Raw genomic sequence first — 22,380 nt, 5'->3', positions numbered from 1 at the left:
TCAGCCCGCGAGAACGTCCCGCAGTGCCCGGGCCTCCTTGACCACCCGGCCCGAACCCGCGCGCTCGGCCACCGCCGTCACCTCGGCGACCGGCCCACGGGCGCCCGTTCGCCGGGCGCAGTCGGCGGCCAGCGCGATCAGGTCACCCAGCCCGCGCGTCGACGGGTCGGCCGCCCCCAGCAGGCCCGGCAGGGCCGGCCCGAGCACCGACCAGACCGTCGCCCGGGCCCCGGTCTCCGCCGCCAGGGTGAGCGCCGCCCCCAGCCGGCCGGCCATCACCGTGCCGCAGGCCACCAGAGCGCCCAGTTCGCGCCCGAGCAGCCCACCGTCCAGGTCGCCGCGCGCGGCGAGCACCAGCAGGGCGTCCACCGCCGCCGTCCGGTCCTCGGTGTGCCGGGCGCCCAGGCCGTACGCCAGCGCCAGATGCAGCGCGAGCCCGGCCGGACCGCCCGCCTCGGCGAGCAGCGGAAGGTGGCGCGCGGCGCCGCGCTCATCCCGGTCGGCGCCCTCGGCGAAGGGGTCGAGCCAGCGCGCGGCCAGCTCCTCCCGGTGCCAGGGGAGCATCGCGAACCAGTGCTCGACGGGCCGCCAGCTCCAGTCGTACACCGTGCGGGCCCGGGCGACGCTGGGCTCGGTGCCGTCCAGCAGCGCCCGCAGCTCGGCCGTCAGCCGCTCGCCGCCCGGCCCCTTCGGCCCGGCGCCGATGCCCGGCTGGGCCACGGCGATCCGCTCGATGTCCTCCCACCAGCGGTCCCCGTACACGTTGGCGCGCCGCAGCCCCTTGCCGGGAGCGAACAGCACCCGCTCGGACGGCTGCCCGGGCAGACCGCCGGTGCGCAGCCAGTGCGCCACCCGGCGCCCGGCCGGGGAGCCGAGCGCCTCGGCCGCCGCCAGCACCGCCTCGTCCGCGGCGCCGACCCGCAGCAGGGCCTGGGAGAGGTCGGCCTTCCCCGGCGTGACGTCCGCCGCCTCGTACCCGGCGATCCGCTCGACCAGCACGGCCGCGTCCAGGGCGCCGGTGGCGTCGGTCGGGGTCGCGAGCAGGTACGGCAGCGAGCCCTGGACGATCTGCCGGGCCGCCTCCTCCAGCCGGGCGGCGAGGACGGCCCCGTGCACGGTGGTGCGCGCTCCGCGCAGCGCGGAGCGGCCCTTGCCGCCCAGGTAGTCCCAGAGCTTCCACGGCGGGGTCTCTCCGGCCACCGCGGCCACCACGTAGAGGATCTCCCGGGGCGTGCAGTCCCCCCAGCCGCCGGTGCCGCTCCACGGGTGCGCCCGGCGGACCGGCTCCACCGCCTCGGCCAGCGCCCTGCGGTCCAGGCGGGTCAGCCGGACCAGCCCGTCCAGCACCCGTTCGAAGGCCGCCACGCCGGGCTCGCGCGCGGCGAGCAGGGCCGACAGCTCCTCCGCGAGTTCGGCCGCCGAGGCGATCGGCGCGTCGAGCGGGCGCGGTTCGGGGGCCGGCGGGAGGAGTTCGTTCCACCCGGTGTCCGGATCGTCCTCGTCACCGCCGACCGGCGCGCCGAACAGCTCGCCCGCCCGCTGGTGGTGGACCGGGTTCAGCGCCTCGGCGGCGCTTCGCAGCTCCGCCACCACCGCCGGCCCCGCCGCCTTCAGGTGACGGGCCACCACGTTCAGCGCCCGTTCCTGGAGGGCCGCGTCCGGGTGCCCGAAGGCCTCGGCCGCGGCCAGCACGACCGGGCCGGAGCGCTCGGGCGAGCGCCGGGCGGCCTTCTCCAGCCAGGCCAGCTGGGCGCGGACCAGCTTCTTCTCACTGCGGAACAGCACCACCGCCGAGGCCTCGGCGAGCACCTCGGGCTCGACCAGCCCGGCCTCGTCCAGCCCGGCGAGCACCTCCTGGGCGTGCCCGGCGAGCACCGACAGGCCGTCCAGCAGCGCCACCACGTCGCGCACCCGGGCCGCGTACTCCCCGGGCGTCGGGTCGAGCGCCCGCAGCACCTCCAGGAAGGCCCGCTGGTCGGCCGGTTTGCCGCCGCGCAGCAGCCGGGCCAGGCAGCGGTCGAGCAGGTCGGCCCGGTCCACCACGCCGGCCGCGGCCAGGGCGCCGATCGCCTCCGTCCAGACGTCGCCGGGGCGCGGGCTGTACCGGCAGGTCAGCTGCCAGCCGACGTCCGCGAGTTCGAACACCTCGGGCAGCAGGACCGGGGCGAAGCCGTCCTCGCGCAGCTTCTCGGCCAGCGGCGGACGCGCGCCGCCCAGGTCGTCGGCGCGGTCCATCCAGCCCCGGACGAAGGCCTCCGAGCGCGGCACCTCACAGCCGGTGCGCCGGACGACGGCCTCGATCACCGGGTACATCGACGAGCCCCAGGAGCGGGTCGGCCGGGCGGCCAGCCGGGTGACCACCTCGATCTGCCACTCCACCGGCTGCGCCTCGATGACCTGGTGCAGCACGGAGTTCCGGGCCCACTGACGGCCGCTGAAGTCACCGCCCGCCAGCCAGGTGGCGGCGCCGGCCGGCCCGGCGTGGCAGCCGGCCCCGGCCACCAGCAGCCTGGCCCTGGCCTCGACGGCCTCCCGCGACCAGTCCTGGCGCAGTTCCCTGCGCAGTTCCTTGAAGGCGGGTAGGCAGTCCCGCCGCTGGGCCGCGTCCAAGGCGGCCAGCAGCTCCGGTATTCGCGCGAGCCGTCCGGACCGGACGGCCGTCAGCAGTTCGTCGACCGGACCGCGCCGGTCGGCACCCGCCGTCGTGTCCTCGGCCCGGTCCACGCCCGTGATCTCGCTCCGGCCCACGATCCTGTTCCCGCTCCTGTTCCCGCTCCTGTTCCCGCTCCTGTTCTCGCTGCGGTTCACGCTGCGGTTCACGCTCCGGCCCCCTTCGCCTCCGCGGCCCCGGCGGCCGACTCCCGCACCATCCCGACCGCCAGCGCGTGCTTGCACGGCCCGCGTCCGCCCCGGTACTTGCCCCACCACAGGCAGGTGCAGCTCAGCCGCCCCGACTCGTCCGTCCGCACCCGCTGGATGTGGTCGTCCACCGTGACCACCGCGGTCGCCCCGCCCTCCTCCAGCCGTACCGCGCCCGCCTCGACCAGCGCCCGGGCGGCCCGCAGCCGGGGGTTGGCCGCCTCGGCCCGCCCGGCGTCGTAGGGGAGCTGCCGGTGGAAGTACGCGGCCTCGGCGGTGTCGTACCCGATCTGCCCGGCGGTGCCCAGCCGGGTGAGCGCGGCGCGGACCCGCTCGGGGCTCAGCCCTGACTGGGCGGCGAGGTCCCCGACCTCGATCCGGGGCTCCCAGGCGAGCAGCACCGCGATCAGCTCGGCATCCCGCTCGGCCGTTCCGGTGGCGAGCGAGTCGAGCACCCCTCCCTCGCCGGAGAAGCCCCGGGAGGCGTCGGGCGAGAGCGTCAGGGTCAGCCGCATGCCGGGCAGCACCGCCTCCCAGGCGGAGGCGGTCGGCTCCCCGGCCGCCACCGGCCCGTACACCCGCAGGGCGAGCGCGTGCCGCAGCACCCGCTGGAGCGCCACCAGCCGCTCGGGCCCGGGCAGGCAGACCGCGCCCGGCACCGGCCGGGTGGTCGGCCGCAGGGCCTTGCCGGCCGGGACGATCCAGCCGACGCCGGCCCGCCCGCCGCGCCCGGAGCGCGGCAGCGAGCGCAGGAACCGGACCGCCTCGGCGGCGGGCAGCTCGGCGCGCAGCTCGAAGCCGGCGGCGACGACCTGGGTCTCGGCGAAGCCGCGCAGCCAGCGCTCCGGCAGCGGGACCTTCTTCTCGACCAGCGGGCCGTCGAAGCTGGTGACCTCCAGCGCGTCCGGCCCGACCGCGAGGTGCAGCGGGTCGGCGGGGCCGATCCTGGTCAGCGCCTCGCGCAGCGGGTTGTTGACGTCCACGTTGGTGGTGCCGTGGCCGATCTCGTCCCCGTCGAGCCCGGCCCGCAGCACGTCGAGCCGGGCGTAGACGCCGCAGCAGCCCGAGAAGGACTCGAAGCGCAGCCGGTCCCCGTTGGCGGTGACCACCGGGTCGAGCGAGGCGCGCAGCTGCGGCTGGTGGTAGCGCGCGGCGGCGACGTCCGCGACCGCGAGCAGCGCGGCGGCGGCCGGCGCCGGATCGGCCAGGAAGCCCGCGAAGAAGCGCGGGTTGGCGGCGGCGCCGAGCGGGGTGGCGCCGCCGGAGGTGGCCAGGTCGAGGCTGCGGCCGCCGACGCCGTCCAGGACGGCGGACGGACGCAGGTAGGCGTACGCGTGTGCGGATTGCGTCATGCCGAGCACGCTAGGTGAGGTCACTGACAATCCCTCGCGCCGACCACCAACTGAAACGTGTTCTATCCACCTTCCAGACCCTCGGGCGTTACCCAGGTCACATCGCCGCACGGTTGGCTTCTGCCACTATGGGCCCGTGACCGACCTGACTGAACAGCGGATCCCGGCCGAACAGGAGCCCAGCCCGGCGACGTCCTTCGCCGGGCTGCTGGAGATCGAGCAGCTGAACGAGAACACGTTCCGGGGCCAGTGCCACGAGGGCGCCCCCACGCGCGCCTTCGGCGGCCACGTCGCCGCCCAGGCCCTCGTCGCCGCCGGACGCACCTGCAAGGGGCAGCGCGCGGTGCACTCCCTGCACAGCTACTTCCTCCTGCCCGCCGATCCGACCCGACCGCTCACGTACGAGGTCGAGCGGCTGCGCGAGGGCGTGACCTACTCCGCCCGCAGGGTCCGGGCGGTCCAGGACGGGCACGAGATCTTCAGCCTCACCGCCTCCTTCAAGCGCCCCGAGTCGACCGACGAGCGCCACCGCGACATGCCCCCGGTGCCCGGACCGGACTCCCTGCCCGACGCGCTCTCCGGCTGGCCCGGGGAACTGCGCGAGGCGGCGCGGAAATCGAGCGGCTTCCGCGACCTCGAACTGCGCTTCGTGCCGTCAGACGCTCCCGGCCTCCCGCCGGCCGTCCCCGGAATGCCGCAGCAGTTCGTCTGGCTGCGCACCACCACGCCGCTCCCGGACGACGACCCGCTGGCGCACGCCGGCGCGCTCACCTACCTGGCCGACCTCACCCTGGCCTCCACCGCCGGGCTGAACGAGCAGCCGAACTTCTTCCAGCGCCCCGGGCCGCCCCGGCTGCTGCTGGCCTCGCTGGACCACACGCTCTGGTTCCACCGCCCGTTCCGGGCCGACGAGTGGCTGCTGTTCGCCCAGCGCAGCCCGACCTCCTCGGACGGCCGGGGCCTGACGCTCGGCGAGTTCTACGACCTGGACGGCCGACTGGTCGCCTCGGCCGCCCAGGAGGCCCTGGTCCGCAGGCTCGGCTAGCAGGCCGGGTCGGCAGGCCCGGCAGGCCGGCCCGACCCCCGGGGCGCCCCGGTGACCGCCCGACGAACGGAAGGGGGCCGGACGGCGTCATACTCCTGAGCGGCCCCGGCCCGTATCATGGTGCGGGTGACCAAGGTTGACCTGTCACCACGGCCGGTGGAGGCGATGTCTCCGCGTCAGCTCGAACGCCGCGAAGGCCTGATCGCGGCCGCGCTCGCCCTGGTGAACGAGATCGGCGTCGAGCGGATGCAGATGAAGCAGGTCTGCGAGCGGTCCGGAGTCGCCCTGGGGACGGCGTACCGCTACTTCTCCTCCAAGGACCATCTCCTGGCTGCGGCGATCGCCGAATGGCATCGCCTGCTGCTGGCCGACCTGGTGGCCGAGCTGCGCGGGCCGAGAGCCGGGCTGGGGGCCACCGACCGGGCGGTCCGGTTCGTCCGGGGCGGGATGCGGGCCTACCAGCGGCAGCCCGAACTCGCGCGGCTGAGGGTGGCCGTGGCCGCCTCCACCGACCCGTTCGCCAGCGAGGCCCTGCAAGGCATGGCCCGGGCCGACAGCACCGCCCTGCAGGCCGTGACGGCCGAGGTGCCGGCCGCCGCGAGCGACCTGGTGCGGCACATCGTCGCCCACGCCTGGCAGGGCGAGCTGACCGCCTGGGTGACCGGCCGCACCACCCTCGGGGACGCCCGGCGGCGTCTGGAGGACGTGGTGCGGCTGGTGCTGACCCCGTACGAGACGCGGTACCCGGCCCCGTACGAGGTCCAGTCCACCGGCTGAGCCCCGGCCGGCGCGACCCAGCGGGCTGGCGCGGCTCAGAGGGCCGGCGCGGCTCAGACCACCGTCACCGGGTGGGCGACCACCGCACCGAACAGGTAGCCCTCCCGGTTGAACACCGCCCGTTCGGGCTGGGTGTTGCCCCGGCGGTCCGTCGCGCGGGCGCGCAGCTCGTACGGGCCGGGCCGCTCGGGGCGCCAGCCGATGCTCCAGCGCACCCAGCCGTCGGCCCTCGGCTCGTCACGCAGTTCGGCGCGCCGCCAGGTCCGGCCGCCGTCGGCACTCACCTCGACCCGGCGCACCGCCGCCGCCCCGGACCACGAGCGCCCGTGCAGCCGGTGCTCGCGGCCCGCCGCCAGCCGCGCGCCCGCGGCCAGCTCGAAGGCGCACTTGACCACCTGCTCGGTGAGCGGGGCGCCGCCGCCCGGCGGGTAGTCCGGGCCGAACATCCGGTAGAAGTCGGTGTTCCACGGCGAGTACAGCCGATGGGCGGCGACCTCCATGCTGCCCACCCACTTGATCGAGGCGATGCCCACCCAGCCGGGCACCACCAGCCGGGCCGGGGCGCCGTGGTCCGGGGTGAGCGGCTCGCCGTTCATCTCGTACGCGAGCAGCACGTCGTCCAGTGCCTTGGCGATCGGCAGCGGGCGGCGCACCGGGCCGTAGTTGGTGCCGCCGACGACGTAGTCCGGGTCCAGGCCGGTGGGCAGCACGTCCACCGCCGCCGCGGTCAGCCCGGCGGCCCGCAGCACCTCGGCCAGCCGGACGCCCCGCCAGCTCGCCGAGCCGACGCCGCCGAGCGTCCACGGCGTGCCCGGAACGGGCTGGCTCTGCTGCTTGAGGTAGTAGCTGCGGGCGTTGCCGGCGCATTCGATCAGCGCGCTGATCCGGGTGGACGGCAGCTCCCGCAGGTCCTCCAGGCCGAACTCGACCGGGCGCTCGGCCGTCGGGGCGCCGCGCAGACCGCTGCCGAAGAGCTTGAGGCTCCAGGTGTCGGGGTCGATCAGCGGGGTGCTGGTGTGGTTGCGGACGAAGAACCGCTCCACCGGCACGTGGCGGCCGACGGCGGCACTTCCGTCGGCGTCGCGGAAGGCGTCCCAGCGCATCTCGGCGTTGGTGCCGTGCGGCACGAACCACTCGGCGGGCAGCGGTTTGACGATCCCGGGCACGGGACCGGGCACCACCCCCGGCGTCGACCCGGGAACGGACCCGGGAACGGACCCGGAAACGGATCCGGGTACCGACCCGGGCAGGGACCTGGGCACGGGCACCTCCTCGGCGGCCGCCCGGCCCGCGGTGAGCAGCGGGGCGGCCGGGATCGGCGCGACCAGCACCCCGGCGGCGGAGACCATCCGCAGCAGCGTCCGGCGGTCCACGCCGTCCTCGCGGACGTGCCGCGCGGGGGCGGCCGGGACCGGGGCTGCTTCGTTCGGAGTGCGGACCTCGTCGTCCATGAACGGGTTTCCTTCCGTGTCAGCGTAGGCGGTTCGCCGGGGCGCGCAAACCAGGGCCGGGGCCCGGAGGCCGTCCTGGACGGGCTCGCGCTCTCCGGTTTCCCACTGGTGTGAACACCTACCGTGCCCGCCGTCGGCGAAACCCCGGCCCGAAGAGGAGCACCGCGTGTCGGCCACCCCGCTCGCCCGGATCGTCCGGACACCGGCCGGCGGCCGAGGCGCTGCCCGAACTGCACGACGTGGCACCGGAGTTCCTCGCGAGCACGACCACGGGAAGGACCACGGGCAGGAGCACGGGGAGGGAAAGGCGGCCTGACGGGACGTAGGTCCCGACCAGCCGCCTCCCCGGCGCGCCGTCCCGTCGCTCGCGGAGCGAACTGGACATAGTGCGGCATACAGCTTGATTCCGAGCGTCCCGCACGGGACGACGAGGTCCCAGCGGGATCCGAGCGGTCCGAACAGTCCGAACGCGCCGAGCACGTCGAGAGGTCCATCCGATGAGCACCCAGCCGCCCCCGCCCGACCAGCCCGCGAAGGAGCCCGACGAACCCGCCGCGACCCTTCCGGCCGACCGGGCGGTGTTCGGCATCGGCGCCGCCCTGGTGCTGGCGGTGGTCGCCTGGGGCGTCTTCGCCGAGGACTCGCTCGGCCGCACCTCCGACACCGCGCTCGGTTGGGTGCTGCACAACTTCGGCTGGCTGTTCGTGGTCGCCGCCGACGTCTTCCTGGTGCTCAGCGTGCTGCTCGCGTTCAGCCGCTTCGGCCGGATCCGGCTCGGCCGCGACGACGACGAGCCCGAGTTCTCCACCCTCGCCTGGATCGCCATGATGTTCAGCGCCGGCATGGGCATCGGCCTGATGTTCTACGGCGTCGGCGAACCGCTCCAGCTCTTCGCCAGCCCGCAGCCCGGATCGGGCCTGGAACCGCAGAGCTCGGCCGCCGCCCAGCAGGCCCTGGAGTTCTCGCTCTTCCACTGGACCCTGCACCCGTGGGCGATCTACGCCGTCGGCGGCCTGGCCCTCGCCTACACCACCTTCCGCAAGGGCCGGGGCAACCGGATCTCCGCCGCCTTCGTCCCGCTGATCGGACAGCGCGGGGCGGACGGCTGGGCCGGGCGCACGATCGACCTGCTGGCCGTGTTCGCCACCGTCTTCGGCTCCGCGACCAGCCTCGGCCTCGGCGCGCTCCAGGTCGCCGACGGGCTCGGCTACATCTCCTCCGTCCGCAACACCCAGAACGCCCAGCTGGTCATCATCGGCTCGCTGACCGCCGCGTTCGTGGTCTCCGCGTTCTCCGGGGTGCACAAGGGCGTGAAGTGGCTCTCCACCGCGAACGTCGTGCTCGCCTCGCTGATCATGGTCTTCGTCTTCGTGTTCGGCCCGACCGTGTTCGCGCTGGACGCGATCCCCTCCTCCGTCGGCGGCTACCTCTCCGACCTGCTCGCCATGTCCACCCAGACCGGCGCCTTCACCGACGAGGGCTGGCTGGGCTCCTGGACGATCTTCTACTGGGCCTGGTGGCTCTCCTGGGCGCCCTTCGTCGGCACCTTCATCGCGCGGATCTCGCGCGGCCGCACCGTCCGGCAGTTCCTGCTCGGCGTCCTGCTGGTGCCCAGCGGGGCCACGGTCATCTGGTTCTGCGTGATGGGCGGCACCGCCATCCGGCTGGTCACCACCGGGGCGGCCGACCTGGTCGCGACCATCCCGCAGGGCCCGGAGGCCTCCCTGTTCGAGATGCTGCGCTCGCTGCCGCTCGGCTCGGTGACCAGCGTGGTCGCGGTGCTGCTGGTGATGACCTTCTTCATCACCAGCGCCGACTCGGCCTCGCTGGTGCTCGGCTCGCTCTCCAGCCGGGGGTCGCTGCACCCGCGCACCTGGCTGGTGGTGGTCTGGGGCGTGCTGATGGGCGGGGTGGCGGCGGCCCTGCTGCTGGCCGGCGGGCTGACCGCGCTCCAGAACGCGACGATCCTGGTCGCGCTGCCGTTCGTGGTGGTGATGCTGCTGCTGTGCGTCTCACTGGTGAAGGAACTCCGCGAGGACCCGGCCGCCGCGCCCTCCCGCTTCCACCCGCCGCACGGTCTGCGGGACGCCGTCCGGGAGGTCGTCGGCGAGTCGAGTCCGCGCCGCTGACCTGCGCAGACGCCCCGGCCGGCGACGGTCGGGGCCTATGCGGCCAACCGACGCCCAACCCCCGTCCGGACTTCACCCGCGCGTACCGACCGTTCACGCCGCCCTGGAAACCTCCCTGTCATGAACGCCAACCCTCAGGCGCCCTACCAGGAACCGCGCTTCCCCCTGCCCCAACGGCACCGCCGGCTGCTCGCCGTCACCGCCGTCCTCGCCTCCATCGCCCTCGGCACCCTGGGCGTCGGCGCCACCCTGGAAACCGTCGAACACGGTCCCCTCGCCAGCGCCTCCGCCAGCAAGTAGCACCCCGACACCCGCCTCAACCAGCACCGCGGTCCCCCTCCTGGACCCGGTGCTTCTTGCTTCCCGGCCCGCCTCCGTCTCGCACCGGCGGCAAGCGGCGGCCCGGCCGGCGGCGGGATCAACGCCCCGGGGCGGGGCGTGGGATACCGGCCAGGCGCCGGAGCGCAGCGAGCGGACGGGCGGGGCCCAGGAGCCAGGCTCCCCCACCCGCGAGCGGCGCCCCCGCTACGCCCACTGCTCCGCGCGGGCCCCGGCCGGCGGCGGGATCAGCGGGCCGGGGCGGGAGTGGCGCCCCGTGCCGGGCGAGGGGTGCAGGTCGGGTGCCGGGGCGTAGCGGGCGGCCGGGGGGCGCAGGCGCCAGGCCGGGGGGCGGGTGGGGTGGGGGGTGGGGGCGATCAGGGCGAGGCGGTGGAGCAGGTCGAGGGCGTCGCGCCGCAGGGCGGTGCGGTCGGCGAGGTAGCGGGCGGGCAGGCCGTACTCGTCCGCGATGTCGCCGAGGACGCCGTCTATCAACGCGTCCGGGATCGGGACGTCGCCGGCCACCGCCTCGCCGGGCAGTGGGCGGACCTCCTCGACCAGGCGCTCGACCAGCAGCAGGGCGGCCTGGGCGACGGTGCCGGCGCCGGGGAGGGCGAGGTCGGTGAGTTCGGCGGCCGGGTCGAGCAGGGCGACGCCCTCGGCCCGCAGTTCGGCCTCCAGACCGAGGAATTCGGCGAGCGCCGCCGGGCCGCTGAGCCGGTGCTCCTGCAGCCAGGCGCGGTGGTCCTCGGGGAGGTCGGCGGCCAGGACGGCGGGTGTCTCGGCGAGCAGTCGGCGGACGGCGGTGGCGGGCTCGGCGTGGGCGGCGCGGCGGATCAGGTCGGCGGCGTCGTCGGCGAGGGCGGGCGGGCCGGCCGGGACGGCCCGGGCGAGTTCGCGGTCCACGGTCAGCACGAAGGAGTCGTCGGCCGGGTCGGTCGGCAGTTCGCCGAGCACCTGCCAGCCGGCCAGCGCGGCCAGCGCCATGCCGAGATCGGCCGGTTCGGCGGCGAGTTCGGGGGCGGCGGCGGTCATCGCGTCGAGCAGTCGCCGGTAGTCCAGCTCCTCCGGGGCGTCGACCAACAGGGCCAGCGCGAGGGCGAGTTGGGCGTACCCGGCCGGGGTGAACGGCGCTCCGGTGACGGGGTGTTCGAGTCGCCGGGAGGCATCGGGGCCGAGGCCGGCCTTGCAGAGCCGGGCGTGCCAGGGGCCGACCACGAGGCGGTAGCCGAGCAGGGTGTCGAACCGCTCGGCCAGCCAGTCCCGGTGACGGCGGATCAGCGGGAAGCCGTCGGCGTGCGGACCGGAGGCGGTGACCAGTGGATGGGCGAGCAACAGCCGGGCGGCGATCCGGCGTTCGGCAGCCGGGAGCTCCTCGCCGGAACGATCCTGCGCCACAACGGTGAGCGGCGTCACCCGCGTGGGCTCGGGCCTGCGGTGCCGGCCCGGCCTGCCCGGCTTGGCACCTGACCGGACGACGGGCAATGCGGCGTCGTCGCGCCGGGCGCGGCGAAGGCCGCCGTCGGTGCGGTCCTCCCGGGGACGCAGGGGCGTGGCGGAGTGCGCGGTGGGGCCGTGCCACCAGCTGACGCCGGGATCGGCGGCAGGCTCGGCGGTGGCGCCGAGGTGGCGGGCGGGGTAGAGGCCGAAGGAGGCGGTGCAGAGGTCGTCGGCGGTGCCGGGGGTGGCGGCGGCGAACCAGTGGGCCAGGCGCAGCAGTCCCGGGTCGGGCGAGAGCGTCACGTCGACGGCCGCGGGGGCCGGCGCCTGCGCGTCGTCAGCACCGCTCGCCGCGACCACCCCAGGCCCCCTGCCGACGGGGCCGGTTCCGGGGCCGGCTCCAGGACCGGCATCGGAACCGGTCTCGGAACCAGGGCCGGGAACGCTGTCAGGGCCGCCGTCAGGACCGGCTTCGCGTACGGCGAGGACGGCGTCGGCGCTTCCCCGTCCTGCCCCGCCCGCGCGTCCGTCCGGCCGGCCGGCCACCCGGGTGGCGCCGACCGCGTAGTCCTGCTGATCCATGTCGGGGTCCAGACTAGACGGTGCCCGGGCCACCCGACGGCAGCAACCGCCCTCCTGAGGAACTCTCCGCAAGAGCCCTCGAAGCGGGGGCCCGCGCTCCGCCGGCCGGCCGCCCCGTCACCGCCGCGCACCCGTCGGGGTTACGCACCGGTAACCCGCCCTTCCGTCGCCGATCCGGCTCCTCTAGGGTCGGGTCCGAAGCAACGGCTCACCGGGAGGCGCACGCATGACTGTCCGTACCACCAACCGCGCCGGCCTCGGGGCCCGACTGCGCTCGGCCACCGGCCTGCTGGGCGGCTTCGCGGCCACCTCGGTGGCGCACCTGGGCGCGATCGCCTCCGGCGCCTCCGTGCTCCGGAACGCCACCAAGCCGGCCCTGATGCCGCTGCTGGCCGCGCAGAGCGTGGCGGCGGCCAAGCAGGCCGGGCAGGAGGCGCCGAAGCTGCTGGCGCCGGCACTGCTGCTGAGTGCGGGCGGGGACGTGCTGCTCCAGCTGAAGAACGAGCCCGCGTTCCTCGCGGGCATGGGCTCGTTCGCGGCGGCGCACGTCTGCTACGTGACGATGTTCGTCAAGCGCGGCGCGCTCACCGACCGCCGCCGGGCCCTGATGGTCGCGGCCGCGTACGCGACGGCCTGGGTGACCCTGGTCGGGCAGCTCTGGCCGGACCTCGGGGACCTGCGCGTCCCGGTGGCGGGCTACAGCCTGCTGCTGGCCTCGACGGCCGTCACCTCGGCCGGGCTGGGCTGGCGGACCGGGCTGGGCGGGGCACTGTTCCTGCTCTCCGACACGCTGATCGCCACCCAGCTGGCGAAGTGGCGGGAGCTGCCGGGCCATCACTTCTGGATCATGGCGACCTACGTGCTGGCCCAGTACCTGCTGGCCGACGGCACCCTCCGCCACCAGGACCGGCTCCACCGCGAGGGCAGCGAGGCCGGCGCGGGCAGCGAGCGCTACGGGAGCGCCGGGCCGCTGCCCGCGTGACACGCCTCCGCGCCGCCGGTCCCGGTGGGATCCAGCGGCGCGGCACAGGGGCGCACGGGGCGCGCGGTGGTGAGGCCCTCAGGCACCGCGCCTCCGCAGCAGCCAGAAGCCGCCGACACCGCCCGCGACCAGCGCGAGGCCGCCGGCCAGCTCCGCCGGGTTCGACGCGACCGAGCCGCCGAGGCCGGTCTGCACCGAGCCGTGCGGGGCGACCTGCTGACTGCCGGCGCCGGACTGCCCGAGCGAACCGGCCCACTCCCCCGCGGCCTCGCCCCATTCGCCGAGGCTCTTGTCGGGGTTCTTCTGCGGGTTCTTGTCGGGGTTCTTGTCGGCGCTCTTGTCCGGGGTGGTGGCGGCCGCGGTGGTGACGGTGACGGTGGTCGCGAAGGCGCCGCCGTCCGGGCAGGTGCCGTCGACCTTGCTGTCCCCGGCGTGTTCGCCGACCAGGCGGGCGGAGCCGCTGTGCTTGCCGTCGGGGCCCAGGGTGAGGGTCGCCGGACCGCCCTCGAAGGCGGCGGAGCGGGCGGTGATGGTCTTGGCGTCGGGCTTGTCCGACTTCTCGCAGGCGACCGTGACCGTCACGGTCTGGCCCGGTGCGGCCTGGGACGGGCTGACCGAGGCCGCACCATCCCTGGCGGATGCGAGGGGGGCCGTCAGGCCGGTCAGCGCCGTCGCGCCGATCAGTGCGGCGGCGGCCGTACGCATGGGGCGCATGCCGGAACCTCCGGGATTCTCGGGTGCGGCCGGGGGACTCCCATGTCCACGTGGTCGATCGACCGCACCCGGTCATTCACCGACGGTAGGGACCCGCCCCGGCCCCGGCCAGCGCTCACGACCGTTCGGGTTACGGCCCCTCACCCGGCGTGACGCCCGCGGCGCCGCTCAGAGGTCGAGGTCCACCACGACCGGCGCGTGGTCCGAGGTGCCCTTGCCCTTGCGGGCCTCGCGGTCGACGTAGCTGTCGGTGACGGCGTCGACGAAGGGCTTGTTGGCGTAGGTGAGGTCGATCCGCATGCCCCGGTTCTTGGGGAAGGCCAGCTGGCGGTAGTCCCAGTAGGTGTACGGGCGGTCGTACTTGAGCGGGCGGGGCAGCACGTCCTGGAGGCCGATCTCGCCGAGCGACGTCAGCGCGGCGCGCTCGACCGGGGTGACGTGGGTGAGGCCCTCGAAGGCCACGGCGTCGAAGACGTCCTCGTCGGTCGGGGCGATGTTGAAGTCCCCGAGGACGGCGAACGGGCGGGCGCCGGCGGCGTCCTCGGTGGCGGCCTTGCGCAGCGCCTCCAGCCACTCCAGCTTGTACTGGTAGTGCGCGTGGCCGACCTCACGGCCGTTGGGCACGTAGACCGACCAGACCCGGACCGGGCCGCAGGTGGCGGCGATGGCGCGCGGCTCGACCTCGGGCAGCAGGGCGCCGTCCGCGAGGTAGCCGGGCTGGTCGGGGAGGCCGCGCACGACGTCGTCCAGGCCGAGCCGGGAGACGATCGCCACGCCGTTCCAGCGGCCGTTGCCGTGCGCGGCCGTCTCGTAGCCGAGCTCGCGGACCGCCTCGTACGGGAAGGCGTCGGCCGCGCACTTGAGCTCCTGGAGGCAGAGCACGTCGGGCTTGGCGCCCTCCAGCCACTCCAGGAGCTTGGGCAGCCGCGCGGTGACGGAGTTGATGTTCCAGGTGGCGATGCGGACGGTCACGGCGGGCGGCCTTCCCGGGGGTTCGGTGCGGACGGAGGTGCGGACGGACATGCGGACGGGGTGGGCCGCCCCTCACGGGACGGGCCCACCCCGAACATACCGTCCGGCACCGACAGGCCGGTCCGATCAGCGCGCGGGCCGGACCACCGCGGCCGAGCCGCCGCCGCGCCGCACGGGCTCGGCGGCGGCCACCCAGCGGCCGTCCGGCAGCCGTTCCACGCCGGTGGCGGCGCCGATCTCGCCGCCGTTGACGAAGCTCTGTCCGAGGCCCTCCAGCGCGGCCCGCTCGGGCAGCGCCAGGAAGCCGGGCTCGGCCTGGGTCGTGGCGGTGTTGCGCTGGCTGGCGCGCGGCGCGGCGATGGCCTGTTCCAGGCTCAGGCCCCGGTCGAGCCGCCCGAGCAGCACCTGGAGGGTGGTGGTGATGATGGTCGCGCCGCCGGGGCTGCCGGTGGCGAGCAGCGGCTCGCCGTCGCGCAGCACGATGGTCGGGGAGAGCGAGGAGCGCGGCCGCTTGCCCGGGCCCGGCAGGTTGGGGTCGGGGACGCCGGGGAAGAGCGGGGTGAAGTTGAAGTCGGTCAGCTCGTTGTTGAGCAGGAAGCCCCGACCGGGGACGGCGATGCCGCTGCCGCCGGTCTGCTCGATGGTGAGCGTGTACGAGACGATGTTGCCCCAGCGGTCGGCGACCGTCAGGTGCGTGGTGTTGGTTCCCTCGTACGGTTCGTCCGCGGCCGGGCCGGCGCTCTCGCAGTCGGCCGGGTGGCGCGGGTCGCCGGGGGCGAGCGGACTGGTGAGCGCGCGGTCGGGGCTGATCAGGCAGGCCCGGGAGGCGGCGTAGCGCTCGGAGAGCAGCTCCTTGACGGGGACGTCGTTGAAGGCCGGGTCGCCGACCCAGCGGTTACGGTCGGCGAAGGCGATCCGGGAGGCCTCCAGGAAGTGGTGGTAGTACTGGGTGGCGCTGTACGTCGAGACGTCGCCGCCGTCCTCCAGGATGTTGAGCGCCTCGCCCACGGTGGTCCCGCCGGAGCTGGAGGGGGCGATCGAGTAGAGGTCGTAGTCGCCGTGGGAGACGTGCGTGGGCGCCTGGTCGCGGACCCGGTAGGCGGCGAGGTCGGTGGCGTCGACCTTGCCGGGGCGGGCGTTGCGGCCGGAGGCCGGGTCGACCGGCGGGTGCTGCACGGTGTTGACGATGTCCCCGGCCAACTCGCCCTGGTAGAAGGCCTTGACGCCGTCCTTGGCGAGCAGCCGGTAGGTGGCGGCGAGGTCGGGGTTGCGCAGCAGGGTGCCGGTCTCGGGGGGCTTGCCGTTCGGCAGGTAGAGCGCGGCGGTGGCCGGGAAGTCCTTGAACCGGGCGTAGTTGTCGGCGGTCTGCTTGCGGAAGGTGTCGTCCACGACGAAGCCGTTGTCGGCGATCCGCTCGGCCGGTTCGAGGTTCTGGGCGAGCGAGCGGGTGCCCCACTTGCGCAGCGCGGTGTCCCAGGTGGCGGCGGTGCCGGGGACGCCGACGGACAGACCGCTGGTGACGGCGTCGGCGAAGGCCAGCGGTTTGCCGTCCTCCAGGAAGAGGCCGGTGTCGGCGGTGCGGCCGGCGGTCTCCCGGCCGTCGATGGTGTGCACCCGGCCGGTGGCGTGGTCGTAGTAGACGAAGTACCCGCCGCCACCGATGCCGGAGGAGTACGGCTCGGTGACCCCGAGGGCCGCGGCGGCGGCGACGGCCGCGTCCACCGCGTTGCCGCCCTTGCGCAGCACCTCGATGCCGGCGGCGGTGGCGTCCGCGTCGACGGTGGACACCGCGCCGCCCCGGCCCACCGCCTCCGGCACCTTCGACGGCGGGGCCGCGGCGCCGGCCGGGCCGACACCGGACCAGACCAGCGCGGTGGTGAGTAACAGAGACGGCGCGAGACGGGGCAGAGCTCTCATGCGAGTCCTCCTGAGTCGACGTCAACTCATCAGTTGTTCCACAGGAGGCATCATCCGACAACCACACCGCGCCGCTACCAACCGGTAGTTGACGGGGCGACGGGGGTTCGGGGAACACGAAACAGCCGACAGCTTTCAGATGACAGAAAACGAAATCTGTCATCTGAAAGCTGTCGGCTGAAAGCTGTTCGCTGAACTCTGTCGGTTGAACTCTGTCGGTTGAACCCTGTCAGCGCCCCGACCGGAGCGGCCCCGCCTCCCCGCTACAGCGCGCTGCGCTCCACGCGCCGCCGCTTGATCGTGCGGAAGCGCCGCGCCACCTGCCGGGCCAGGTCGGCCGCGCCCACCAGGCCCGCCTCGTTGCCGAGGGCGGCGTGCACGATGGCTGCCTCCGGGCGGAAGCCGCGCCCGGTGAGGGTGCGGCGGAAGGTGTCCCGGGCCGGACCGAGCAGCAGGTCGCCCGCCTCGGAGACCCCGCCGCCGATGACGAAGCGGCCCGGGTCCAGCGCGGCGGCCAGGTTGGCGATGCCGATGCCGAGCCAGGTGCCGACCTCGTAGAGCAGCTCGGTCGCGGTCGGGTCGCCGTCCTGGGCGGCCTCGGTGACCAGCGGGCCGGTGATGCCCTCGACCGTGCCGCCCGCCCGGGCCAGCAGCGGCTGCACCACCGGCGACTCCTCGGCGACCAGCTCGCGCGCGTCGCGCACCAGCGCGTTGCCGGACGAGTACTGCTCCCAGCAGCCCCGGTTGCCGCACGGGCAGCGGTGGCCGCCGGGCAGCACCTGCATGTGCCCGAACTCGCCCGCCAGGCCGTACTTGCCGCGGTCCACGTAGCCGTCCCGGACCACCGCGCCGCCGATGCCGGTGCCCAGGGTGAGCATCACCATGTGGTCCTCGCCGCGCCCGGCGCCGAAGCGCCACTCGGCCCAGGCGGCCGCGTTGGCGTCGTTCTCCACGATCACCGGGAACCGCAGCCGCTCGCTGAGCGCCTCCTGGAGCGGCTCGTTGCGCCAGTTGAGGTGCGGGGCGAACAGCACGTTGGAGCGGTCGGCGTCGACCCAGCCGGCCGCGCCGATGCCGACGGCGTGGACGTCGTGCCGGTCGGCGAGCTGGAGCACCAGCTCGACGATGACGTCCTCGACGACCTTGGGGCTCTTGCTCTTGTGCGGCGTGTCCGTGCGCAGCTTCTCCAGCACCTTGCCCTCGCCGTCCACCACCCCGGCGACCACCTTGGTGCCGCCGATGTCGACGCCGATGGTGGGCAGCCGCAGTATCCCGGCGGGCAGGGCGCGGCGGCGGCGCTCGGCGCGCGGGCCGAGGCCGAGGAGGGTGGGCAGGACGGGTGGCCGGGTGCTGCCTTGGGAGCTGGTCACGGCTGCGGACGCTCCTCACGGGGGTCGGAATCGGACGGGTCGGAAACGCCGGGGCCGGAAACGCCGGGGCCGGCGACGGAGGTGCCGGAGACGCCGGGGCCGGACACGGAGGGCCGGGCCAGCTCGTGCGAGAGCTCGGCGAGGTCGGAGCCCCCGGCCATCTCGGTGGTGAGCTGTTCGAGGCTGATCTCGGCACGCGGATGGCTGCCCGCCATCCGGCCCCGCTTGAGCAGGGTGAAGTGGTCGCCGACCAGGTACGCGTGGTGCGGGTTGTGGGTGATCAGCACGACCCCGAGCCCGGCGTCGCGGGCGGCGGTGACGTACTTGAGCACCACTCCGGACTGCTTGACGCCGAGCGCGGCGGTGGGCTCGTCGAGGATCAGCGCCTTGGCGCCGAAGTGCACCGCGCGGGCGATCGCCACGCACTGGCGCTGCCCTCCGGAGAGGGTGCCGATCGGCCGGTCGACGTCGTACAGGTCGATGCCCATCCGGGCGAGCGCCTCGCGGGTGGTGGCGCGCATCCCGTCGGCGTCCAGCCGCAGGCCGCCCCAGCGGCGCATGCCCTGCTCGGAGCCGAGGAAGAAGTTGCGCCAGACCGGCATGAGCGGGACGACCGCGAGGTCCTGGTAGACGGTGGCGATGCCGCGGTCCAGGGCCTGGCGCGGGGAGGCGAGGCGAACCTCCTCGCCGCCGACGGTGAAGGTGCCCTCGTCGTGCTGGTGCAGCCCCGCGATGATCTTGATCAGGGTGGACTTGCCGGCCCCGTTGTCGCCGAGCACGCAGCTGATCTCACCGGCCCGCAGGGTCAGCGAGACGTCCTGCAGCGCCCGGACGGTGCCGTAGCTCTTGCCGACGCCCTCGAGCGACAGCAGCTCGTCGCCGGCCGGAATCCCGGTGCTCGTCCCGGTACTCATCGCGGTGCTCATCGCGGCCCCCGCTCGGCCCGGCGCTTGACGTAGGCGTTCAGCAGCGCGGCCAGCAGCAGCATCGCGCCGAGGAAGAACTTGAACCAGTCCGGGTTCCACTGGGCGTAGATGATCCCCTTGCTGGCCATGCCGAAGATCAGCGCGCCGAGCGCGGAGCCGACCACCGAGCCGTAGCCGCCGGTGATCAGGCAGCCGCCGATGACGGCCGCGACGATGTAGATCAGCTCGTTGCCGACGCCCTCGCCGGACTGCACGGTGTCGAAGGAGAACAGCAGGTGCTGGCCGAGCACCCAGGCGCCGAAGCCGACGCCCAGGTAGAGCAGGGTCTTCGTCCGGGCGACCGGCACGCCGACCGCGCGGGCCGCGTCCGCGTCGCCGCCGACCGCGAAGACCCAGTTGCCGAAGCGGGTGCGCAGCAGCACCCAGCTGCCGACCACGAGCAGACCGAGCCACCACCAGACGGTGGCCTTGATCGTCAGCCCGCCGACGGTCACCTCGGAGGCGAACAGCCAGCGGCAGGAGGCGAAGCCCTCCATGTCGGAGATCGACTTGGTGGAGACGGTGCCGGAGATCGCCTTGGTGACGCCCAGGTTGGCGCCGGTCAGCATCAGGAAGGTGCCGAGCGTGACGATGAAGCTGGGCAGCCTGGTGCGGCCGAGCATCCACCCGTTGAACCAGCCGATGGCCAGCGTGGTCGCCAGCGAGACCAGCACGCCGACCCAGGTCACCGCGGTGAGCTGGTACGAGACCATCGAGGAGGTCAGTGCGGCGGTGGTGACCAGCACGCCGGCCGAGAGGTCGAACTCGCCGCCGATCATCAGCAGCGAGACCGGCACCGCCATGATCCCGATGGTGGAGGCCGCGTACAGCACGGTGCCCAGCGAGGAGACCCGCAGGAAGGGTTCGGCGACGGCGGCGAAGACCAGGAAGACCGCGACGGCGGCGATCAGCGAGCCCAGCTCGGGGCGGGCGAGGAGCCGCCGCAGGGCCGCCGGACGGTCGTCGACCAGGCCGTCCTGGGCGAGGAGGTCGGGGCTGCTCACCTGGTCCCCCTCGCGACGTACTCGGCGAGCGCGTCGGCGTTGTCCTTGGTCAGGATCTGCGGACCGGTCTCGACGGGCTTGCCGCCCCCGAGCATGTTCAGGTTGTACTTGTACAGCCAGATCAGGTCGACGCCCGTGTAGCCCTGGAGGTACGGCTGCTGGTCGACGGCGAAGCCGACGCTGCCGGACTTGAGCCCGGACACCACCTGGGTGCCCAGGTCGAAGGTGTCCAGCTCGACGTCGCGGTGGGCGTCCTGGACGGCCTGGAGGCCGGTGGCGGCCATCGGGCCGGAGAGGGTCAGCACGGTGTCGATGGCCTGGTCGGCCTGGAGCTTGGCGGAGATCGCGGCGCGGGCGTCGGGCATGTCGACGCCGTTGACGTAGAGCACCTGGAAGGTGCCGCCGGCCTTGGACTGGGCTCCGGAGCAGCGCTGCTCCTGGCCGACGTTGCCCTGCTCGTGGATCACGCAGAGCACGTTCTTGCGGCCGCGCGAGGCCAGCTCGGCACCAGCGGCCTGGCCGGCGGTGGACTCGTCCTGGCCGATGTGGGTGAGCGCGCCGAACTTCTGCGAGTACTCCTGGCCGGAGTTGATGGTGATCACGGGGATGCCGGCGGCCTTGGCCTTGGCGAGGACGCCGGCCATGGCGTCGCCCTTGGCGAGGGTGACCAGCAGGCCGTCGACCTTCTGGTCGATGGCGGCCTGGACGAGCTGGACCTGGTTCTGGGTCTGCGCGTCGTTGGAGTACAGGAAGGTGATGTTGTCCTTGGCGGCGGCCTGCTCGGCGCCCTTGCGCACAGTGTCCCAGAAGGCGTCTCCGGCGCCGGCGTGGGTCACCATGGCGACCTTCCAGCGCGGGGTGGTGACGGCGCTGCCGCCGGTGGCCGCGGCCTTGGCGCGGGCCTCCTCGGCGCGTCTGCCTCCGGTACTGCTGCAACCGGCCGCGGTGACCGCGAGTGCCAGAACGGCGCACACGGGCCAGAAGCGGCGGGACGGGCGAAAGCGGGTGATGCTCATCCCCATAGTCTCCCTTCCCTGGTCGCGCGCCATCGCACCGCCTCGCCCGGCAGGCCGAACGGCCTGGGAGGTAAGGTGCCCCGGGGGACCTTTCCTGGTAGTTCGCTGAACATCTGGTCCGGACGTCATCTGTCCGGGTGGCAGACTTAGGCGCCGATCCGAACGGGTTCATCGCGAGAAAGTGATGTTCCTCTCAGGTTCCGCACAGATTCGGACGGCAACCGATCACCGGTCCACCACCGTCTGATGCCATTGACGTGCGTCCGGGCGAGTGGGGCCCGGGCGGCGTGCGACCCGGATACGAGAACTCGATGGAACTGACAGGCACGCCATTCTTCCTCCTCACCGTCATCCTGGTGCCGGTGTCCATCACAGTGGCGCTGCTGTTCTGGGGGAAGGTCGGCGGACCGCAGCCGGTGCGCTACCTCACCCGGATCGTCATGATCATGTTCTGCCAGGTCACGGCCGTCCTGATGGTCTTCGTCATGGTCAACAACGCCAACCTGATCTACGGCAACTGGGACGACCTGCTCGGCACCGGCAACCACGTCCGCGCGGTGCCCGTGGTGGCGCCGGTCGACCCGACCGCCGCCGCCACCCCCGGCCAGAGCGGCGACGCCGCCAAGGAGCCGCCGAAGGTCAAGCAGAGCTTCGGCGGTGTGAACGACCCGCTCGTCCCGAACGACGTCCAGAAGACCGAGCTCAAGGGCCAGGTGTCCGGCGTCGACGGCGAGGTGCTGGTCTGGCTGCCGCCGCAGTACAACGACCCCGCGTTCAAGGACAAGAAGTTCCCCGTGGTCGAGCTGATCCCGGGCTACCCCGGCTCCTCGTCCACCTGGTACGGCACCCTCAAGGTCTCCGAGCAGCTCAAGCCGCTGATGCAGCAGGGCAAGGTCGCCCCGTTCATCCTGGTCTCGCCCCGCACGAAGCTGCTGAACAACCAGGACGCGGGCTGCACCGACATCCCCGGCAAGATCAACGCCGACGCCTGGGTCACCCGCGACGTCCCGCAGATGGTGCTGGACAACTTCCGCGCCGACCCGTCCGCGGACCGCTGGGCGATCGCCGGCTACTCGGCCGGCGCCCACTGCGCGGCCAAGCTGTCGCTGTCCCACCCCAACCGGTACCGGGCCGCCATCGCGATGTCCGGCTACAACGACCCGGCGCAGGAGCCGGACTCCCTGGTCGGCAAGGACGCCAAGCTGCGCGAGGCCAACAACCCGGTCAACATCCTGAAGACCGCCGCGCAGCCGCCGAAGGTCGCGCTGCTGGTCAGCGGCTCCAAGGGCGACGGCTTCGAGGACGGCGAGGCGATCCGCGCCGCGGCCAAGGCCCCGACCACCGTCCAGGTCGAGGAGGGCTCCGGCCCGCACACGACCGAGCAGTGGAAGAAGATGGTCCCGAGCGCCTTCCAGTGGCTGACCTCGGTGATCCCGGTCCAGTAGGCCGACCGGCAGGGGCGAACCGTACGAGGAGGGCCCGTCGCG

The 22,380-nt window shown here is 74.2% G+C and carries 17 protein-coding genes; 6 read left to right on the top strand and 11 right to left on the bottom strand.

Annotation, left to right across the window (positions count from 1 at the left end; genetic code table 11):
• Both ACFWP2_RS07275 and ACFWP2_RS07270 read right to left on the bottom strand, forming a co-directional pair.
• A complete protein-coding gene (locus ACFWP2_RS07275; RefSeq protein ID WP_380449266.1) occupies positions 1–2,748 on the bottom strand; it encodes a DUF6493 family protein in 2,748 nt (915 codons plus the stop codon).
• A gap of 68 nt (positions 2,749–2,816) precedes the next feature.
• Positions 2,817–4,211 carry an SWIM zinc finger family protein gene (locus tag ACFWP2_RS07270; protein ID WP_380449265.1) on the bottom strand — a complete coding sequence of 465 codons (1,395 nt, stop codon included), beginning with the start codon at positions 4,209–4,211 and terminating at the stop codon, positions 2,817–2,819.
• Between the two features lie 136 nt (positions 4,212–4,347).
• Between ACFWP2_RS07270 and ACFWP2_RS07265 the strand changes: the two genes are divergently transcribed.
• Together ACFWP2_RS07265 and ACFWP2_RS07260 are read left to right on the top strand one after the other, a co-directional pair.
• Complete coding sequence (locus ACFWP2_RS07265; RefSeq protein ID WP_380449264.1) at positions 4,348–5,256, top strand: acyl-CoA thioesterase; 909 nt, start codon at positions 4,348–4,350, stop codon at positions 5,254–5,256.
• 126 nt (positions 5,257–5,382) lie between these two features.
• The gene (locus ACFWP2_RS07260) at positions 5,383–6,033 is read left to right on the top strand and encodes a TetR/AcrR family transcriptional regulator (RefSeq protein ID WP_380449263.1); all 651 of its coding nucleotides are present in this window, start codon (positions 5,383–5,385) and stop codon (positions 6,031–6,033) included.
• A gap of 53 nt (positions 6,034–6,086) precedes the next feature.
• Here ACFWP2_RS07260 and ACFWP2_RS07255 read toward each other — a convergent pair whose 3' ends face one another.
• Entirely contained in the window at positions 6,087–7,484 is a 1,398-nt protein-coding gene (locus tag ACFWP2_RS07255) for a sulfite oxidase (RefSeq protein WP_380449262.1), read from the bottom strand.
• Positions 7,485–7,981: 497 nt separating this feature from the next.
• On the opposite strand from ACFWP2_RS07255, the gene ACFWP2_RS07250 reads away from it, so the two are divergent.
• Both ACFWP2_RS07250 and ACFWP2_RS07245 read left to right on the top strand, forming a co-directional pair.
• Positions 7,982–9,613, top strand: a complete 1,632-nt coding sequence (locus tag ACFWP2_RS07250; protein ID WP_380449261.1) for a BCCT family transporter — start codon at positions 7,982–7,984, stop codon at positions 9,611–9,613.
• Between the two features lie 120 nt (positions 9,614–9,733).
• Positions 9,734–9,913: a hypothetical protein gene (locus ACFWP2_RS07245; RefSeq protein ID WP_380449260.1), complete on the top strand. Its 180-nt coding sequence runs from the start codon at positions 9,734–9,736 to the stop codon at positions 9,911–9,913.
• A gap of 225 nt (positions 9,914–10,138) precedes the next feature.
• Here ACFWP2_RS07245 and ACFWP2_RS07240 read toward each other — a convergent pair whose 3' ends face one another.
• The gene (locus tag ACFWP2_RS07240) at positions 10,139–11,731 is read right to left on the bottom strand and encodes a DUF2398 family protein (protein ID WP_380449259.1); all 1,593 of its coding nucleotides are present in this window, start codon (positions 11,729–11,731) and stop codon (positions 10,139–10,141) included.
• A gap of 448 nt (positions 11,732–12,179) precedes the next feature.
• On the opposite strand from ACFWP2_RS07240, the gene ACFWP2_RS07235 reads away from it, so the two are divergent.
• On the top strand, positions 12,180–12,935 hold the full coding sequence (locus tag ACFWP2_RS07235) for a lysoplasmalogenase (RefSeq protein WP_380449258.1): 756 nt from the start codon (positions 12,180–12,182) through the stop codon (positions 12,933–12,935).
• Between the two features lie 78 nt (positions 12,936–13,013).
• Here ACFWP2_RS07235 and ACFWP2_RS07230 read toward each other — a convergent pair whose 3' ends face one another.
• The 7 genes from ACFWP2_RS07230 to ACFWP2_RS07200 form a co-directional block, all read right to left on the bottom strand.
• Complete coding sequence (locus tag ACFWP2_RS07230; RefSeq protein ID WP_380449257.1) at positions 13,014–13,649, bottom strand: hypothetical protein; 636 nt, start codon at positions 13,647–13,649, stop codon at positions 13,014–13,016.
• 168 nt (positions 13,650–13,817) lie between these two features.
• Positions 13,818–14,672 carry an exodeoxyribonuclease III gene (locus ACFWP2_RS07225; RefSeq protein ID WP_380449256.1) on the bottom strand — a complete coding sequence of 285 codons (855 nt, stop codon included), beginning with the start codon at positions 14,670–14,672 and terminating at the stop codon, positions 13,818–13,820.
• A 75-nt stretch (positions 14,673–14,747) separates the two neighbouring features.
• Positions 14,748–16,538, bottom strand: a complete 1,791-nt coding sequence (gene ggt / locus ACFWP2_RS07220) for a gamma-glutamyltransferase (RefSeq protein ID WP_380449255.1) — start codon at positions 16,536–16,538, stop codon at positions 14,748–14,750.
• A gap of 263 nt (positions 16,539–16,801) precedes the next feature.
• The gene (locus tag ACFWP2_RS07215) at positions 16,802–17,908 is read right to left on the bottom strand and encodes an ROK family glucokinase (protein WP_380449254.1); all 1,107 of its coding nucleotides are present in this window, start codon (positions 17,906–17,908) and stop codon (positions 16,802–16,804) included.
• Positions 17,905–18,822 carry an ATP-binding cassette domain-containing protein gene (locus tag ACFWP2_RS07210; protein ID WP_380449253.1) on the bottom strand — a complete coding sequence of 306 codons (918 nt, stop codon included), beginning with the start codon at positions 18,820–18,822 and terminating at the stop codon, positions 17,905–17,907. Before ACFWP2_RS07210 ends, ACFWP2_RS07215 begins: the two co-directional genes overlap by 4 nt.
• A gap of 8 nt (positions 18,823–18,830) precedes the next feature.
• Positions 18,831–19,877: an ABC transporter permease gene (locus tag ACFWP2_RS07205; protein WP_380449252.1), complete on the bottom strand. Its 1,047-nt coding sequence runs from the start codon at positions 19,875–19,877 to the stop codon at positions 18,831–18,833.
• Positions 19,874–20,887: a substrate-binding domain-containing protein gene (locus tag ACFWP2_RS07200; protein ID WP_380449391.1), complete on the bottom strand. Its 1,014-nt coding sequence runs from the start codon at positions 20,885–20,887 to the stop codon at positions 19,874–19,876. The genes ACFWP2_RS07205 and ACFWP2_RS07200 overlap by 4 nt, the downstream gene beginning before the upstream one ends.
• A 317-nt stretch (positions 20,888–21,204) precedes the next feature.
• On the opposite strand from ACFWP2_RS07200, the gene ACFWP2_RS07195 reads away from it, so the two are divergent.
• Positions 21,205–22,338 carry an alpha/beta hydrolase gene (locus ACFWP2_RS07195; RefSeq protein WP_380449251.1) on the top strand — a complete coding sequence of 378 codons (1,134 nt, stop codon included), beginning with the start codon at positions 21,205–21,207 and terminating at the stop codon, positions 22,336–22,338.
• Positions 22,339–22,380 lie beyond the last annotated feature (42 nt).

Source organism: Kitasatospora sp. NPDC058444, from assembly GCF_042721415.1.
GTDB lineage: Bacteria > Actinomycetota > Actinomycetes > Streptomycetales > Streptomycetaceae > Kitasatospora.
This window is presented reverse-complemented; position numbering and strand designations above follow the sequence as displayed.

Coding starts and splice junctions, on each gene's coding strand:
- ACFWP2_RS07270 (WP_380449265.1), bottom strand. CDS start 4,211: ATGACGCAATCCGCACACGCGTACGCCTACCTGCGTCCGTCCGCCGTC.
- ACFWP2_RS07255 (WP_380449262.1), bottom strand. CDS start 7,484: ATGGACGACGAGGTCCGCACTCCGAACGAAGCAGCCCCGGTCCCGGCC.
- ACFWP2_RS07250 (WP_380449261.1), top strand. CDS start 7,982: ATGAGCACCCAGCCGCCCCCGCCCGACCAGCCCGCGAAGGAGCCCGAC.
- ACFWP2_RS07245 (WP_380449260.1), top strand. CDS start 9,734: ATGAACGCCAACCCTCAGGCGCCCTACCAGGAACCGCGCTTCCCCCTG.
- ACFWP2_RS07235 (WP_380449258.1), top strand. CDS start 12,180: ATGACTGTCCGTACCACCAACCGCGCCGGCCTCGGGGCCCGACTGCGC.
- ACFWP2_RS07230 (WP_380449257.1), bottom strand. CDS start 13,649: ATGCGCCCCATGCGTACGGCCGCCGCCGCACTGATCGGCGCGACGGCG.
- ACFWP2_RS07225 (WP_380449256.1), bottom strand. CDS start 14,672: ATGTCCGTCCGCACCTCCGTCCGCACCGAACCCCCGGGAAGGCCGCCC.
- ggt (WP_380449255.1), bottom strand. CDS start 16,538: ATGAGAGCTCTGCCCCGTCTCGCGCCGTCTCTGTTACTCACCACCGCG.
- ACFWP2_RS07210 (WP_380449253.1), bottom strand. CDS start 18,822: ATGAGTACCGGGACGAGCACCGGGATTCCGGCCGGCGACGAGCTGCTG.
- ACFWP2_RS07195 (WP_380449251.1), top strand. CDS start 21,205: ATGGAACTGACAGGCACGCCATTCTTCCTCCTCACCGTCATCCTGGTG.